This window comes from Chryseobacterium proteolyticum, from assembly GCF_046591535.1.
Classification (GTDB): domain Bacteria; phylum Bacteroidota; class Bacteroidia; order Flavobacteriales; family Weeksellaceae; genus Chryseobacterium; species Chryseobacterium proteolyticum.
This window is the reverse complement of the sequence record NZ_JBJLWK010000003.1, coordinates 899,902-915,943: the sequence shown is the minus strand read 5'-3', so window position 1 is coordinate 915,943 and position 16,042 is coordinate 899,902. Positions and strand designations below refer to the sequence as shown.

18 protein-coding genes and 2 pseudogenes are annotated in these 16,042 nt (G+C 34.6%); 14 read left to right on the top strand and 6 right to left on the bottom strand.

What is annotated here, in order from left to right; all coding sequences use genetic code 11:
- Positions 1 to 16 precede the first annotated feature (16 nt).
- From ACJ5H0_RS15295 to ribA, 9 genes are all read left to right on the top strand, one after another.
- Complete coding sequence (locus ACJ5H0_RS15295) at positions 17 to 391, top strand: lipopolysaccharide biosynthesis protein (protein ID WP_411250184.1); 375 nt, start codon at positions 17 to 19, stop codon at positions 389 to 391.
- The gene (locus tag ACJ5H0_RS15290; protein WP_411250182.1) at positions 333 to 1,439 is read left to right on the top strand and encodes a lipopolysaccharide biosynthesis protein; all 1,107 of its coding nucleotides are present in this window, start codon (positions 333 to 335) and stop codon (positions 1,437 to 1,439) included. The genes ACJ5H0_RS15295 and ACJ5H0_RS15290 overlap by 59 nt, the downstream gene beginning before the upstream one ends.
- Before the next feature lie 138 nt (positions 1,440 to 1,577).
- The gene (locus tag ACJ5H0_RS15285) at positions 1,578 to 2,594 is read left to right on the top strand and encodes a sugar phosphate nucleotidyltransferase (RefSeq protein ID WP_172284320.1); all 1,017 of its coding nucleotides are present in this window, start codon (positions 1,578 to 1,580) and stop codon (positions 2,592 to 2,594) included.
- Between the two features lie 108 nt (positions 2,595 to 2,702).
- Positions 2,703 to 3,545, top strand: a complete 843-nt coding sequence (locus tag ACJ5H0_RS15280) for a DUF4292 domain-containing protein (RefSeq protein ID WP_345990810.1) — start codon at positions 2,703 to 2,705, stop codon at positions 3,543 to 3,545.
- Positions 3,542 to 5,101, top strand: a complete 1,560-nt coding sequence (locus ACJ5H0_RS15275; RefSeq protein ID WP_172284322.1) for a peptidoglycan DD-metalloendopeptidase family protein — start codon at positions 3,542 to 3,544, stop codon at positions 5,099 to 5,101. The genes ACJ5H0_RS15280 and ACJ5H0_RS15275 overlap by 4 nt, the downstream gene beginning before the upstream one ends.
- Positions 5,102 to 5,131: 30 nt before the next feature.
- Positions 5,132 to 5,341, top strand: coding sequence for a twin-arginine translocase TatA/TatE family subunit (locus ACJ5H0_RS15270; RefSeq protein WP_172284324.1), 210 nt, complete (start codon positions 5,132 to 5,134; stop codon positions 5,339 to 5,341).
- 15 nt (positions 5,342 to 5,356) lie between these two features.
- Positions 5,357 to 5,971 (top strand): DUF4254 domain-containing protein, encoded by a 615-nt coding sequence (locus tag ACJ5H0_RS15265; protein ID WP_172284326.1) that lies wholly within the window; start codon positions 5,357 to 5,359, stop codon positions 5,969 to 5,971.
- A 75-nt stretch (positions 5,972 to 6,046) separates the two neighbouring features.
- Positions 6,047 to 6,349 carry a hypothetical protein gene (locus ACJ5H0_RS15260; RefSeq protein WP_411250176.1) on the top strand — a complete coding sequence of 101 codons (303 nt, stop codon included), beginning with the start codon at positions 6,047 to 6,049 and terminating at the stop codon, positions 6,347 to 6,349.
- A gap of 105 nt (positions 6,350 to 6,454) precedes the next feature.
- Entirely contained in the window at positions 6,455 to 7,051 is a 597-nt protein-coding gene (ribA, locus tag ACJ5H0_RS15255; RefSeq protein ID WP_273650609.1) for a GTP cyclohydrolase II, read from the top strand.
- 70 nt (positions 7,052 to 7,121) lie between these two features.
- Here ribA and ACJ5H0_RS15250 read toward each other — a convergent pair whose 3' ends face one another.
- Positions 7,122 to 7,568 (bottom strand): hypothetical protein, encoded by a 447-nt coding sequence (locus ACJ5H0_RS15250; protein ID WP_411250174.1) that lies wholly within the window; start codon positions 7,566 to 7,568, stop codon positions 7,122 to 7,124.
- Between the two features lie 202 nt (positions 7,569 to 7,770).
- On the opposite strand from ACJ5H0_RS15250, the gene ACJ5H0_RS15245 reads away from it, so the two are divergent.
- The 5 genes and pseudogenes from ACJ5H0_RS15245 (at position 7,771) to ACJ5H0_RS15225 (ending at position 12,695) form a co-directional block, all read left to right on the top strand.
- Positions 7,771 to 9,507: a glycoside hydrolase family 3 protein gene (locus tag ACJ5H0_RS15245; protein ID WP_411250172.1), complete on the top strand. Its 1,737-nt coding sequence runs from the start codon at positions 7,771 to 7,773 to the stop codon at positions 9,505 to 9,507.
- Between the two features lie 7 nt (positions 9,508 to 9,514).
- Positions 9,515 to 10,664, top strand: a pseudogene (gene bshA / locus ACJ5H0_RS15240) (N-acetyl-alpha-D-glucosaminyl L-malate synthase BshA).
- A gap of 27 nt (positions 10,665 to 10,691) precedes the next feature.
- Positions 10,692 to 11,966, top strand: a pseudogene (locus ACJ5H0_RS15235) (DUF2851 family protein).
- Complete coding sequence (locus ACJ5H0_RS15230; RefSeq protein WP_007839346.1) at positions 11,959 to 12,180, top strand: PspC family transcriptional regulator; 222 nt, start codon at positions 11,959 to 11,961, stop codon at positions 12,178 to 12,180. Before ACJ5H0_RS15235 ends, ACJ5H0_RS15230 begins: the two are co-directional and overlap by 8 nt.
- Positions 12,181 to 12,182: 2 nt before the next feature.
- Positions 12,183 to 12,695, top strand: a complete 513-nt coding sequence (locus tag ACJ5H0_RS15225) for a GNAT family N-acetyltransferase (protein ID WP_411250169.1) — start codon at positions 12,183 to 12,185, stop codon at positions 12,693 to 12,695.
- 88 nt (positions 12,696 to 12,783) lie between these two features.
- On the opposite strand, the gene ACJ5H0_RS15220 is transcribed toward ACJ5H0_RS15225, so the two are convergent.
- From ACJ5H0_RS15220 to ACJ5H0_RS15200, 5 genes are all read right to left on the bottom strand, one after another.
- The gene (locus ACJ5H0_RS15220) at positions 12,784 to 13,518 is read right to left on the bottom strand and encodes an SIMPL domain-containing protein (protein WP_411250167.1); all 735 of its coding nucleotides are present in this window, start codon (positions 13,516 to 13,518) and stop codon (positions 12,784 to 12,786) included.
- Between the two features lie 104 nt (positions 13,519 to 13,622).
- Positions 13,623 to 14,390 (bottom strand): carboxypeptidase-like regulatory domain-containing protein, encoded by a 768-nt coding sequence (locus ACJ5H0_RS15215; RefSeq protein ID WP_273650604.1) that lies wholly within the window; start codon positions 14,388 to 14,390, stop codon positions 13,623 to 13,625.
- A gap of 26 nt (positions 14,391 to 14,416) precedes the next feature.
- On the bottom strand, positions 14,417 to 14,608 hold the full coding sequence (locus ACJ5H0_RS15210) for a hypothetical protein (RefSeq protein WP_411250165.1): 192 nt from the start codon (positions 14,606 to 14,608) through the stop codon (positions 14,417 to 14,419).
- A 37-nt stretch (positions 14,609 to 14,645) separates the two neighbouring features.
- Positions 14,646 to 15,215, bottom strand: a complete 570-nt coding sequence (locus tag ACJ5H0_RS15205; protein WP_411250163.1) for a peptidase associated/transthyretin-like domain-containing protein — start codon at positions 15,213 to 15,215, stop codon at positions 14,646 to 14,648.
- Positions 15,216 to 15,229: 14 nt separating this feature from the next.
- On the bottom strand, positions 15,230 to 15,979 hold the full coding sequence (locus ACJ5H0_RS15200) for a peptidase associated/transthyretin-like domain-containing protein (RefSeq protein WP_411250159.1): 750 nt from the start codon (positions 15,977 to 15,979) through the stop codon (positions 15,230 to 15,232).
- Between the last annotated feature and the right edge of the window lie 63 nt (positions 15,980 to 16,042).

Sequence of the window (16,042 nt, the reverse complement as noted above, 5' to 3'; positions counted from 1 at the left end):
CAAGAAATTTCGCATTTTGAAAAAACTTCTTAACGAAACTATTATCTATGGAATAGGGGCAATTATGCCGAGAGTGATTGTAGTATTGCTGAATTATTTATTCATTAAGCATATTAATGTTAATGATTTTGCCATCTTCACCAATCTGTATGCATTAATTTCTTTTGTTAATATTGTTCTTTCTTTCGGCTTCGAAACGGCTTACTTCAGATTTTCCTCCAACAAGAATGACGAGCAAAAAGTCTTTAATACCTCTTTTTGGTTTTTAGCCACTTTATCTCTTGTCTTCCTTATCGTGGTATTGCTTTTTAACCAGCCTATTGCCGATGTTTTTGGCTATTCAAAGACTCCTGAATTTATACGATGGTTTGCATGGATTGCTTTTTTTTGACAATCTTCTTGTCATTCCTCTGGCATGGCTAAGGTTCCATAACAAACCAATAAAATATGCTGCTGTAAGGGTAATTCAGGCAGTATTTCAAAGTATTTTTGTAATTGCTTTATTTTTATACATTCCTGAAACGATTAGCTCCAAATTTGGGCTACAGGAAAAAGTAACTTATCCGTTTTATAGTAATTTAGTCGCAAGCTTTTTGGGATTTCTTCTGGTTTTTCCTATTATTCTGAAGCTTAAATTCCAATTCTCTAAAGGTCTTTTCCTTCAGATGATCAAATATTCCTGGCCGATAATGATTGCTGGTCTTGCATTTATGGTGAATGAAAATTTTGATAAATTTATTCAAAAATTCATTATTGATGACAGCTCAGCAGGAGCCTATGGGGGATGCTACAAGATGGCGGTACTCATGACGCTGTTTGTAACGGCATACAGAATGGGAATCGAACCATTTTTCTTCAAACAAATGCAAAATGAAAATGCAAAACTAACCTATGCGAAAGTAACTGAATATTTTTCTTTTTTTGCCTCCATCGTTGCATTGGGAATTATTGCGAATGTATCATGGATAAAGCTTCTTCTGGTTCCCAATAGTTCTTATTGGATCGCCATCAACATTATTCCTATTATTGTAATTGCCAACTTGTTTTTCGGAATATATTATAACCTTTCAACCTGGTATAAAGTAACAGACAGAACACGTGTAGGAACATATATTTCATGGACCGGAGCTATTCTTACCATTGTTTTGAATCTTGTGCTTTTACCAAAATATGGCTTTATGGTTTCGGCATGGGTAACGTTAGCTGCTTATTTTACCATGATGGTACTATCTTATTTCCTGGGCCAAAAATATTATCCTATCCCCTACCGAATGAAAAAAATCGCATTTTTCATATTACTTTTGGGAGTTTTCAGTTATATCATAGCGAATGTGTCCGACTATAACTTCTGGATCGGGAACCTATTGTTTTTGTTCTACACAGGAATTCTATTATATACTGAGAAAAATATGTTATTAGCAAGAATGAGAAAAAACTAAACTTTGGTCTCTATTTTGATGCTAATGATTTGAAAAATTAAACAAATATTTAAAATAATACACCCTTTCAATACTATGGCTTTATTTATGAAGACAGCCATCAGATTAAAAACAACTAAAAATACCCTAATATAACTTATGAAAATTATCGTTCCAATGGCTGGACGTGGTTCCAGATTACGTCCACATACACTAACCGTTCCTAAACCTTTGATTCCCATTGCCGGAAAACCAATTGTACAAAGGCTTGTAGAAGACATTGCTAAAGTTGCCGGTGAAGAAATTGAAGAAGTAGCCTTTATTATCGGAGATTTTGGCCCTGAAATTGAAAAATCCCTGATTCATATTGCAGAAAAACTAGGTGCAAAAGGAAGCATATATTATCAAAATGACCCTTTGGGAACGGCTCATGCCATTAAATGTGCGGAAGACTCTATGCAGGGCAATGTAGTTATCGCGTTTGCTGATACTCTTTTCCGTGCGGACTTCCAGCTTGATAAGAATTCAGATGGTGTTATCTGGGTGAAAAGTGTAGAAGATCCTTCTGCATTTGGTGTTGTGAAATTAGACAATTATGGTTTTATTACAGATTTTGTTGAGAAGCCAACAACCTTTGTGTCCGACCTAGCCATTATAGGTATTTATTACTTTAACAGTGCTGAGAAGTTAATGGATGAAATCAATTATATCATGGATAATGATATAAAAAATGGAGGAGAATATCAGTTAACAACTGCATTGGAAAACTTAAGAGCAAAAGGTGCCAAATTCACTTTAGGAAAAGTAAATGACTGGATGGATTGTGGAAACAAAAATGCTACGGTAGAAACCAATAGCAAAATTCTTGCTTACGAAAGAGAAGAGATGTCTCAATATCCATCTTCGGCCGTTATCGAAAACTCGCTGATTATCCAGCCTTGCTTTATCGGTGAAAATGTAAAAATTTCGAATTCTAAGGTAGGTCCCGGGGTTTCATTGGGTAACAATACTATTATTGTAAATTCTAATATTGAAAATTCGTTGATCCAGGAAAACACAAGAATCAACCATGGAAACCTGTCTAATTCTATGATTGGTAATTCAGCACAGTATTTTGGAGTTGCCAGAGAAATTTCTTTGGGTGATTATTCTGTTTTAGATTTTCTATCTAAATAGTTATAAGAAAAGCAGCAATAAATAAGATATATTCAAACCACACAAAATGTTTTGTGTGGTTTGGCGTTAATATTGCAAAGTATTATTTTTAATCGAAAAGACAAATACATGAAAAATTGGATCCCATTAGTTTTATTACTTCTTATCTTGTCATCCTGTAAAACACGGAACGTTTCCAAAAGTGGCAACGGTGGAATTAAGGACAGCACAGTTGTGGAGAATAACAACAATCCAAAAGATGCAGGAGAACCGGTAAGGGATAAACTTACATTTTTCGAGCATGTAATAATCCCTCCTCAATTCGAACAGATTAAAATTAACAGCAAAGTTAACGTAGAAACAGGAAATTTCGTTCCTACCCTGGATGCAACGATCTATATTGAGAAAAATAAAAAAGTATGGATGAATTTATCTGTATTATTTATAAATGCTGCCAGAGGAATAGCTACTCCGGAAGGAGTAAAGGGATTTGACCGGACAAGTAAATCCTATATCGATTCTGACTTTGAATATCTGAACCATCTCTTAAATGTAAATTTCATCGATTATCAATCCCTGGAAAAAATACTTCTTGGACGAACTTTCGTAAAAGTTAACGATTCTCAGTTCATCCTTACAAAAAATGCGCAGGGTTATCAGTTGGTTTCGTCTGTGAATCAAAAGATTGTTACTGATGAAAAAACGAGAGAGTATAAAATCTCATTACAATATGATGATAATTATGATCTGCTGAACGTTCAGTTAAAGGATGTTTTATCTCCGGACCAATTAGAAATTTCTTATAGCAATTGGGCTGAATATAATGAAATTCGTCTACCAAAAAATGTTAAAATAATTATAAAAGGTTCAAAAACAAGCCAGATTTTATTAGAAAATACGAAATTTGATTTTTCGAAGATGGAAGTGGCCTATTCAGTCCCAGCCAATTATAAGAAAATTGAAATTAAATGATTAAAAAATTTAGCTTTTTAATAGGTATTTTATTGTTCGGATTGCACAATGGGCAACAAAATAAAGAACAATTGCAGAAGCAAAATGCTGAACTTAAAAAACAAATCACACAAATAAATTCAGATCTCGCTAAAACAAGAAACGAATCTAAACTCTCCATAGCTTATCTTAATAATATCAACAAAAAATTAACCCTAAGAGAAAAAGTTTACAACAACACTCAAAAGGAAAAAAGATTTATAGAAGATGATATTTATCTTCGTCAACTGGAGATCAACCGTCAAAATAAAGAATTGGCGGTACTTAGAAAAAATTACGCAGAAGTTTTAGTGAATGCTTATAAAAACAAGGGAGTACAAAACAAAGTAACCTTTATTCTTTCTGCTAAAAACCTTGGAGAAGCTATTCGTAGAGTTCAATATCTTAAAGAATATTCGGACTATCAGGATAAAAAAGCGGCTGAAATTACAGACGCTGCAAATCAGATCAAAAAAACAATTGCCCAAAGACAAAAATCGGTTGCAGATAAGCAACAACTTTTGATAGATCAACAAAAAGATCTGGCTACTATTAATGTGGAAAGAGCTCAGAAAGAGCAGCTTGTTGAGGATTTTAAGAAAAATGAATCGAAATTAACTGCTGAATTAAAACAAAAACAAGTTCAATCTAAAGCTCTTGAAGGGCAGATCAGAAGCATCATTGCAGAAGAAATCAGAATAGCAAAAGCGGAAGAAGAAGCCAGAAGAAAGGCTGAAGCTGAGAAAATCCGTTTAGCTAAAATTGCAGCGGAAAGAGAAAAAGCAAGAATAGAAGCTGAAAATAGAGCAAGAGCAGAAGCACTTGAAAGAGAAAGAAAATTAGCTGAAGCTGAAGCTAAAAGAGCCGAGGAGCTAGCCGCAAAAAGAGCTGAAGAGGAAAGAAAACGTACAGAAGAAGCAGCTAGAGCAGAGGCTAATGCAAGGGATGAAGCTCGGAAAATAGCCGCAGCAAAAGCTTCTTCGGAAGCCAATGCAAGGGCAAAAGAAGCAGCCAGCAAACTGGCAGCCGCAAAAGCAGCTGAGGCCGCATTAGAAAAGAGAAAAGACGACGAGAAAAAAGCAGCAGAAACCAAAGCGATGACGAATTTTGGAGTTTCTACTGCAGCAGGCAATAATTTTGCTGAAAACAGAGGAAAGCTAGGCTTCCCTGTTGACAAAGGCCAGATCACCCATCGTTTCGGAAGACAACCACACCCTGTTTTTAAAAATATTACAGAAGAGAATAACGGAATTAAAATCTCCGTACCATCGGGTACACGGGCAAAATCAGTATTCCCGGGATCTGTATCTTCAGTTCTGGCTAACAGTGACGGAACCAAAACGGTAATGCTGAAACACGGAAATTATTTTACGATTTATTCAAATCTGGGAAGTGTCAATGTTTCTAAAGGCCAGCAGGTTTCCGCAGGCACCATTGTAGGTACTGTAGGACAAGACTTTGATGGGTCTTATACCCTTGATTTCCAAGTATGGAACGGAACTACACCTGTTGATCCATTAGGGTGGGTTTCTTATTAAAAAAAGACTAACTTTGTAAAAAATTTAGAAATGGAAACATTAACAATACTTGCCTTATCATGGCAGCATATCCTTATCGTAGCAATTCTGCTTGTTTTACTTTTTGGAGGTAAAAAAATTCCGGAATTAATGAGAGGTGTTGGATCAGGGATCAAAGAATTCAAAGACGCAGTAAAGGAAGAAGATAAAAATCCTACTGAAAATAAAAATTCTTCGACGAACAATCCTTCAAGCAACTAAAATTCTTCAGAATTAATGAATTTCACTGAGACTGCATGGAAAGTCTTCAATCAATCTATTGAAGACTACCACGTATTTGATGACGTTAACCATCTAATTAATAATCCTTTCGAAAAAGACAGTTTGGAACGAATTTTGTACGCAAAGAACTGGATTGATACCGTTCAATGGCATTTGGAAGATATTATAAGAGATGAGAACATAGATCCGGTTGAAGCTCTTCAATTAAAGAGAACAATAGACGCCTCTAATCAGAAAAGAACTGATCTGGTGGAATTTATTGACAGCTGGTTTCTTGATAAATTTAAAAATACAACTCCTAAACCTCATGCAAAGATAAACACAGAAACACCCGCTTGGGCTGTAGACAGATTATCAATACTTGCGTTAAAGGTTTATCATATGTCATTAGAAGCAAACAGAGAATCTGCTTCAGAAGAACATCGATTAAATTGCCAGGCAAAATTAGATGTACTTCTCATACAGAAAGAGGATCTGTCGACTTCTATTAATCAGTTGCTTACTGATATTGAAAACGGTGATGTTAAGATGAAAGTATACAAACAAATGAAAATGTATAATGATGAAAGTCTTAACCCAATCCTTTATCAAAAGGGGCAACAAAAATGAAAAGATTATTTTTTTTTTGGAATACTGTTTATACTAACTTCTTCTTGCGCATCGGAAAAATTAAATTTTTCTCCGTTGTCTAATAATTTTTATAGTGAAGCAAAAGGTTCAGATTCTGATAGAGGACTAAAAAAAAGCATAGACATCAATATCAAAGAAAATGTAAATGCTTCTGAAATATCCAATTTAATTTCCACCTTTCCTAAATTCAAAACTATTAGTATAAATGAAGAGGTTCTGTCGCTAAAATACAGCCTACAGAATTACTTGTATGCAATTGACGCCAACAATATTTCAGGAAAGAACAGAGCCATTAAAAGCTTTGAAAAATCTTATAAAAAAAATTCAGAAACTCAGACAGGATCTTCCAAAAGATGATGATGAAATCCTAAACAGATATTTGGTAAGGTTAAAAACCAATATTTCTGTTATAGAGGATTCTCTTAAAGGAAATTAAAAACTAGTTCAACGACCTTATTATTAATGATTAAAATTCAAGCGGAAGCAAACGTTCCAACGGAACACGGAACTTTCCGAATGATCGCTTTCTCTGAAAACGAAAATGACTGGATGCCTCATATGGCTATTATCGCTGAAAATACAGATTTTTCAAAACCAGTTAATGTACGTTTCCACTCAGAATGTATTACCGGTGAAGTTTTCCATTCAAAAAAATGTGAATGTGGGCAGCAATTAGATGCAGCCATGAAATATATCCATGAAAATGGAGGAGTTATTGTTTACCTTCGTCAGGAAGGAAGAAACATTGGAATAATAAATAAGTTAAAGGCTTATTCTTTACAGGAAAAAGGATTTGATACAGTAGAAGCTAATCTACAGCTTGGTCTCCCAGCAGATGACAGAAACTTCAATGTAGCCATTGAAATTTTAAATGTGCTGGAAATAAAAGACATCAATCTTTTGACCAATAACCCTGAAAAAGTAAAATATGTTACGGAAAGTAACATCCACCTTAATTCGAGGGTTCCTTTGCAAATACCCGCGAATGATATCAGCAGAGGTTATTTAAAAACAAAGAAAGATTATTTTGGTCATCTTCTGGATGACAATGATAATTAAAAATAAACAAAGGGCTCCTGAATAAATTCCGGAGCCCTTTTTAATTATAAAAAAACTGAAAAGATATATCTTAATTCTTAGTCTTTATTTTAGACTCGTCAATATTATAATATTTAATTACACTGTAATAATCATTATAATCTACAGGAGCAGCTGCAGTCTTGGAATTTTTCCCACCTGTATTAGCAGGTAAGATTACCACTCTAAATCTTTTGTTCGTATAGTACGTTGGATTAGCCGTTAGATTCAAGCTTGAGTTAACATTAATTCCTATATCAAATTTGCTAAAATCAAATGAATAATCAACAGCAACGTTGTTATTAGTAAAGAATGTATAAGGAAGTAATCTCCAGATTGGAGCATTGTTATTGGTAAGACCCGTTTGCAAGTAAATAAGCACAACATCAGATTGTACTAACTCATTTGTAAATGCGTCTGAATACTGATATAAATTATCATTCGTTTTCGTAAAAGTTGGGGTAATGTCAAAAGCAGTCCCTATTGTATCATGATCCACAAAATTATTATCATCGTCTTTATTATCACAGCTGAATATAAATAAGCTGACAAAAGCTAATAGTAGGATTGGAAGAAATTTTTTCATTTTTATAAAAGTTTTAATATTATTTATAAAGCACATCCAAAACATATACCAAAAAACTTAAAAACATCCATTCTGATGATTTTTTTAATTGTATTTTTGTTCTTATTCAAAAGTTATGAACAAAATAGTTTGCACTTCTCTATTCATATTCTTATCTATCAGTTCAAAAATCGCTGCCCAGTATATACCAAAGGGCATTTCACAGTCTGATGTAAGTAAAGCAAACCAGTGGGTTAATCAAACATACAAATCGCTTTCCCAGGATGAAAAATTAGGACAGCTTTTCATTGTTGCTCTTTATACCAACAAAGGCGAGGATTATATCAACCAGGTAAGAAATATTGTCACCCGTGATAAGATCGGTGGATTGATTCTGATGCAGGATGATGCAGCAAGAGAAATATCTCTGGTAAATGAGTTTCAGCAAAAATCTAGAGTTCCGTTGATGATCGGAATGGATGCTGAATGGGGATTATATCAGAGAATCGCAGCGGCTCACAAATTTCCATGGGCGATGACTTTAGGAGCCATACAGGATAAAAATCTTATTTACCAGATGTCCTCTAAAATTGCCGAAGACTGTAAGAGGATGGGAATCAATTGGGATTTTGCCCCGGTAGTTGATGTGAATACAAATCCTAATAACCCAATCATTGGAAACAGAAGCTTTGGTTCAGAGGTAGATAATGTCATCAGCTCTGCAATAGCATATTCTAATGGATTACAGGACAACAACATACTAGCAGCCATTAAGCATTTCCCTGGCCATGGGGACACCAGTACAGATTCACATCTGGATCTTCCTGTAGTTCCTCACCAACTCGAAAGGCTGAATGCTGTTGAATTGGCACCTTTTAAGGCTCTTATGACTAAAGGTATCGGTGGAGTAATGGTGGCTCACTTATATGTGCCAACGTTAGAATCGGGAAAAGGAATTCCGGCTTCGGTTTCCAAAAATATTATCACCGGACTTTTAAAAGAGAAGTTAGGGTATAAAGGCCTCATTATTACGGACGCACTCAATATGGGTGCAGTAGCCAATAAATATAAGCCCGGGGAATTAGATGCATTAGCCTTTAAAGCAGGTAATGATATTATGCTTTTCTCGCAGGGAGTGTCTGAAGGAAAAAAATTAATTCAGAAGGCTATTGACAATGGAGAAGTTCCACAATCAAGAGTTGAAGAAAGTGTAAAAAAAATATTACTGACCAAATATTATTTAGGGCTGGATAAATACAATCCCAAAAATCCTGAAAACATTAATAACGACCTGAATAATGATTCACACAAACTTTTGGTTCAGAATCTTTATTCTAATGCACTTACCCTATTAAAAGATGAGCAAAAGCTACTTCCCATTGCCGGAAAACAAGTGTATTATGTTCCTTTAGAAGAAGCTCCTTATCAGACGTTTGCCAATCAGCTAGGTTCAAATATCATTCTTAAAAAAGCTGACGAAATCAGTACAATTCCAGCTAATTCTATAGTTATTGCAGGACTTCATAAGGATAATGCAACAGCATATAAACCATATAAAATTTCCGGAGAATCTAAAAAGATTCTTGCTGATTTAACTAAAAATCAAAAAGTTATTTTAAATGTATTTGGAAGTGCTTATGCTTTAAAAGATATCGATATTTCAAAAATTTCCACGGTTCTTGTTTCTTATGAAAACAATGACGATTCCATGATTGCAACAGCTAATGCGCTATTGGGAAAGACAAAGATCCAGGGAAGACTTCCGGTACTTGTTAATGATCAACTAAAAGCAGGAATGGGACTCGATTTGAATCCTGCAACTGCTTCTGAAACAAAAGTGAATTCAACTATATTTACAACATCAAAACAATAATATTCCAATGAAAATAGGCATACTTTGCTATCCAACATACGGCGGAAGCGGTATCGTAGCAACAGAACTGGGAATGTCTCTTGCTAATAAAGGCTATGAAGTCCATTTCATTAGTTCAGCCCTTCCTGCGAGACTCGATATTACCAATCCTAATATTTTTTTTCATAGGGTAAATGTTCAAACTTATCCCCTGTTTCAATATCAACCTTATGATATTGCACTGAGTTCGATGATCTACAGAGTTGTTAATTTGTATAAACTGGATTTATTGCATGCACACTATGCCATTCCATATGCTTATGCAGCGTTTACGGCTAAACAGATGCTACAGGAAGATAATAACGACATTCCTTTGGTAACAACACTTCACGGAACAGATATTACTTTGGTAGGACAACATCCCAGCTACAAACATGCTGTAGAGTTTTCAATCAACAAATCCGATGCAATTACCTCTGTATCTGAAAGTTTAAAAAAAAGACACGCTACAGTTTTTCAACATTAAAAAACCAATCCAGGTGATCACGAATTTCATCGACAATTCTGAATTTGATGAATGTAATGAATGCCAGAGAACGCAGTTCGCTGATCCGGATGAAAAAATATTAATACACGTTTCCAATCTTCGCCCTGTAAAACGTGTGGATGAAGTTCTTCAAATTTTCAAGAATGTTCATAAGAAGGTAAAATCCAAACTGATCATTATCGGAGAAGGTCCGGATATGGAGAAGGTGAACCAGTTTTTAGAAGAAAATCCGGATTTGATTTCTAAAATCAGGCTTCTTGGAAAGGTAAATGACCTGTATAGAATTCTTCAGCTTTCTGACGTTTTCTTATTACCATCAGAACAGGAAAGTTTTGGATTGGCTGCATTGGAAGCCATGGCAGCGTATACTCCGGTGATCAGTTCCAACGCAGGAGGAATTCCTGAAGTAAATGTCCAGGGAGAAACAGGATTCTTAGCTGAAATCGGAAATGTAGAAGCTATGAGCAACTATACGATCAAGTTATTGAGCAATGATGAACTTTTAGCCAAAATGAAGATAAATGCGAAAGAACAGGCGATAAAATTCGATTTGAAAAACGTTCTTCCTATATATGAAGAAATGTACAAAACAACCATAGAAAATTTTAAAAACGAGTTGTCAAAAGTATAATAGATCTATTATATTTGTGACACACTCATGACGGAAAAATTACTTCAATATCTTTGGAACTTTAAAGTTTTCAAAAATTTTGACTTCAAGGATATTGAAGGAAATTCCGTTGAGATCATACATTTCGGGAAATGGAATACCAATGCCGGGCCTGATTTTCTTCTGGCGTCCATTAAAATCAACAACCTCATCCTGAGTGGAAACATAGAGCTTCATGTAAAGTCTTCAGACTGGATCTTCCATAATCATTCCGGGGATCCCAACTATCAAAATATTATTCTTCATGTTGTTTTTCAAAATGATATTGTGATTGAAGAATTTAATGATAAAAAAATTCCTACTCTTGAACTGAAGAATTATATTGATGAAAATATTCTGTGGAAGTATGAGAAACTCATCAAAGAAAATCAGTTTATTCCCTGCTAAAGTATTTTTGATCAGCGTAATGTTCCTCTTCATTTCCACGAAGAAAATGTTTTAAGAAAACTAAATGAGAAATCAGAGGAACTGGAACATGCTTTACAACAGTCAAAAAACAATTTCGAAGCTATCCTCTTTCATAGTCTTGCCTATTCTTTCGGACTAAAAGTAAATGCCTATATATTCAGACAAATTGCTGAAAGTATTGATTACAGTGTCATCAATAAAATCAGGCAAAACCCAACACATCTTGAAGCTTTATTCTTTGGAATTTCGGGGTGGCTTGAGTATCCGGAAGACGAACAAATGGAAATCTGGAAACGGGAATTTCAGTTCATAAAGGTAAAATACCGAATCCTGGACATGAGGTTTCCACCTAAGTTTTTAAGGTTAAGACCTCCTAATTTTCCTACCATCAGACTTTCACAACTAGCCGATCTTTATCACCGGCATCAAAATTTATTTTCTAAAGTCATACATTCAAAAAATAGTAAGGACTTGTTTGAAATTTTTAAGAACGTACAGGCGTCCGGCTACTGGAATACCCATTTTAAATTTGGGAAAATTTCCTCAGTTAATCAGGTTAAAACATTAAGTAATGACTTTATCGAGCTGATTATATTAAATACGATTCTGCCATTAAAATACACCTACCATAAATATCATAATGAAGAAATTACTGACGATATATTAAAATTTTATGCAGAAATAGCCCCGGAAAAGAATACCATTATTAAGTCCTGGAAAAATCTGAACATGAAAATTACCAGTTCCTTAGAAACCCAAAGCCTCATTTATCATTTTAAAAATTCCTGTGAAGAAAAAAATTGCTTAAATTGCAGTATTGGATTTAAACTTTTAAAAGATTCTTCAGATGCTTGATAATATCCGTCACAAAATGGAAAGAGAATGGTTTGGTGTTCTTACAAGAATGGGCGCTAAACTTGGGATTCCTGTTTCTAAACTTCGGGTATTCTTCATTTACTCAACTTTCGCCACGGCGGGTTTCTTTTTTCTTATCTATCTGGGATTAGCGTTTACGCTTTGGATTAAAGATATTTTCATCACAAGGAGACCAAGTGTTTTTGATTTATAATTATGGAATTTTTACCTATAACTTCACCGGAAGACTACAAAATAAAAGATATTTATCACTCCTACTCCACAACCTTTCCCGAGGATGAAAGAAGAGACTGGGATCAGTTTGTAAAGTTATTCAGCAATCCTCATGTGAAGGTTATTTCTGTATTGCACGAATCTAAAGTGATTGGATATCTTATTTTCTGGGAATTAAGCGATTACATTTTCGTAGAACATTTTGAGGTTTTTGCAGAGTTCAGAAGCCAGAAACTAGGTTCTCATATTACAGGATACTTATTCAAAAATTATCCAAGGATTATTCTTGAAATTGAACCAGCCCATATCGGGGAAGATGCTCAGAGACGATATTCTTTTTACCAGAAAAACGGATTCTCATTAATAGAAGAAATGTATGTACAGCCAAGTTACGGGGAAGGTAAGCAGCCTTTAGACTTATGGTTGCTGGCTAATTATTCTCCTGCAGATCTTAAAAAGATAAAAGAAGAAATTTATGATGTTGTTTATCATTAAAATATAAAAAGCCAGCACAATCTGCCGGCTTTAATTTTATCGTACATTTTAGAACTTTAAATGGTCAATAAGTTTATTACAGTTCCTATTAATTCACTTCATACTCCAGTTTTATCGTGATACTTGCCACTTTCTCTTTAGAGGTTGTGTTAAAAGCCCCACCATAAGAATAATCTTCATTTGAATTAGGTGCAGTGATCTGGATAACTCCCATGGTTGCCTTTTTTAAACTTCCAAGACCACTTCCTGAGTTTTCCGCAATTTTTTCCGCGCGTTCTCTGGCATCTTTTGTAGCGGTAGCGATCATTTCCTGCTTTACAGCAGTTAGCTTTGTATAAAAATAAGATGGCGAAGAGGATGTAAATTCTATTCCCCGATTGATAATCTCTGTAATATTTCTTGAAAGGCTTTCGATCTTAGCCACTTCCTTACTTTCTATAGAAACAGTCTGCGTTAGGTTATATCCTGAAAATTCTCCCTGGACACTATTTCCATTGGCATCATTATAATTACGAAATTGTTTCTGAATGTCTACTGAGGAATAAATAATTTCATTTTGCTTTATTCCTTTTGAAATCAGATAATCATTGATCACTTTTTTATCAGCAAGCAGCCCGTCGTAAGCAAGTTTTAAGTCAAAATTATTTTTTGAGAAACTTCCGGACCATGTAATAAGGTCTGATGTAAATTGCTTTGTTCCCAATCCAGTTACAGAGATTGTATTTTCAGATTTATTTCTGTTTTTAATAGCATTTCCCAGTAGTCCCAGTCCAAGAACAAAACCAATGGCTGCAATAACCATTAATATGATATTTCTGTTCATAAAATTTTGTGAATTTGATTGATTGGTCATTTAAATTTAAATTTTCTTATGAACGGATACATCAATTTCTATTCCGTAATTTTAAGATTTCTTTAACAAATCGTTCAATCCTTTTTTAATCGTTCCAAAAATGCCGGCATAGTTTCTTCTAATCTCAGCAGCACCCCCGAGAGATTCCTTGCTTTTACATAAGTTCGAGCCTGTGGTTTGATAACAAAAGAAAACTCTATAAATTCCGAGATTCTTTCCGCAGGAATCCCTGCATTAGTAAAATAATCATCATCCACTCTCTTTCTCACCCATAAAATATTGTCCTGCAGATCGTCATATCTGTATTGACGCTTTTGTCTTCTTGCTTTTCCACTAATGAGATCAAAGGCTCCCTGAACATTCAGCTGCCCTAAAAGTATCGGAAGTAGTACCTGTTTTACTTCTGCCGGTTTTTCCCTCATTTTTCCAACAGGTTGTGGAAGGCCCACTGCCTGCTGAACAATTTCCCCTTTGTCAACTTTAGCAACACTTCTTGAATCCTTAGCCAGGTCCCCGGATAATTTCTTTACCTCTACTTCCTCTATTTCTTCAGGAATTTTTACCATTGTTATGAAAAGTTGAGAATCAACACCATCTGCAAAAACTCTTTTAGAAATCCTTTCATATCCAGGTCTTACAAACCTTAATTCATCATTTTTTGAAGCTTCAATAGAAAACTCGCCCGAAGAATTACTATAGACTTTCTTATCTGTTGAAAGGTTGATGACCGTAACTGATCCAAGATTAATGTCATTATCATCTGTTATTTTCCCCGTAACGATCTGTTGCGAATAGGCAATTCCATATATAAACAAAACAATAAATAAAATTATATTTTTCATTTAATTATGATTGTTTTATTGCACTATTAATTTTTAATTACGTGGGTCTTGTCGTATTCTATGAAAGCAATTCTTAGTTCTGATTCGATCACGCTTTTATTAAAAGTTTTCCTGTATTTTTTTGCAAGATACCTTTTATCGTTAGCATATACCAGAAATTCATCTATCTGCTCTTCATTCATTCCCCTTTCTACAAGAAAATCTAAATTGATCTCCAATTTAAGCCTGTTAATGAAATTTTGGGTTTCATAATAATCAGGTTTGGTAACTTTGGGTTGGCTTGCTTTTTTTTATAAGACCTATACCCGTGAGAAACAATTTGACCATATCGACCTGTCCTGCATTAAAATCATGTCCGCTAAAGGTTTTAGAAATTTTGTTCTCGGGTAATGGCTCTTTCAAAGGGCTTCTCATATAGGCGTCCATTTCAAATTTTAATACATGGATCTTCCTTCCCTGATCATAATGTTTGCTATCTTTTTTCAGATTACCTGTGGGTTTGTAAGGAATTTCAACTTCCGGAATTAGAGTTTCAATCTTGATGAGTTTAATATCTAATAGTAAATTTATATTCTCCTTATTGATCTTTTTATCAATACGGTAATAATCTTGCTTTACAAAGCGGATCTCTTCGTTTTCCTTAGCTTCAATTACAAATTGACCGGAAGAATCACTTTGAGTTTTTGTGTTGTTGGAAATATTATAGATAAGAACAGACGCCAGAGCATTATTATTCTCATCCGCTACTCTGCCTGAAATCTTTTGTTGCGAATAAAAATGGGCAAAAGCAAAGCATGGTACGATATACAAAGTATTTTTAATCATAAAACATTCATAGATTATCTCTGGGTTTGAGGAGCACGATATGAGGAAATTCTTGCCAGTACAGCTCTTTGAAATCTCATCAGGTCTGCATCACTGCAAAAACCGTATTTAAGGATCTGTCTCCTCTCAAAACCTGATCTTAAGACATAATAAATGAAATGCTCGATTAAAGATTTATCTATTTTTAAATCTATAAAATACTGATCTCCGAGGCTTTTACGCAAGTAACGCATGAGATCCACATCGTCCCACTTATCTTTCACTTTCCCGATTGAAAACCCTTGTCCTTTTGGCTGGACAAACTCTCCTGCTTTTGCCGCCAGGATTCTCGGATCAGATTTTCGGGCAATGTATTTGTCAATATCTTGGGTTAACTTTTCTACTTTTCTGGGTCTGTTCAGGTTTTTAGAATCTACTTTCAGGTCGCCTGTGAGTCCCTTCTTTACTTCGACCTCTTCAATAAGAGTAGTCTGCCGGATTAACGTTATGCTTAGAGGAGCTGAAATATTGTCTTTTGTAATTCTCCTGTTCATCCTTTCGTAACCGCTTTTTATAAATCGAAGTTCATCTCCTTCCCTGCCTGAGATCATAAAATGTCCATCAGCATTAGTGGTTACACGTTCATCAGTTCTAATGTTGATTACAGTAACATCAGGCATTTCTATATGCTCTTCTGAAGTTATTTTTCCGAAAAGATAATCCTGTGCCTTTATTTTTTGAATGAAGAAAATGAATGATAAAAGAAAAAGTAGTTTTAATTTCACGGAAAGTTTTTTTATAAAACAAATCTAAACTTATTTTTAATGTTTTCCACAAGTTTAACCACA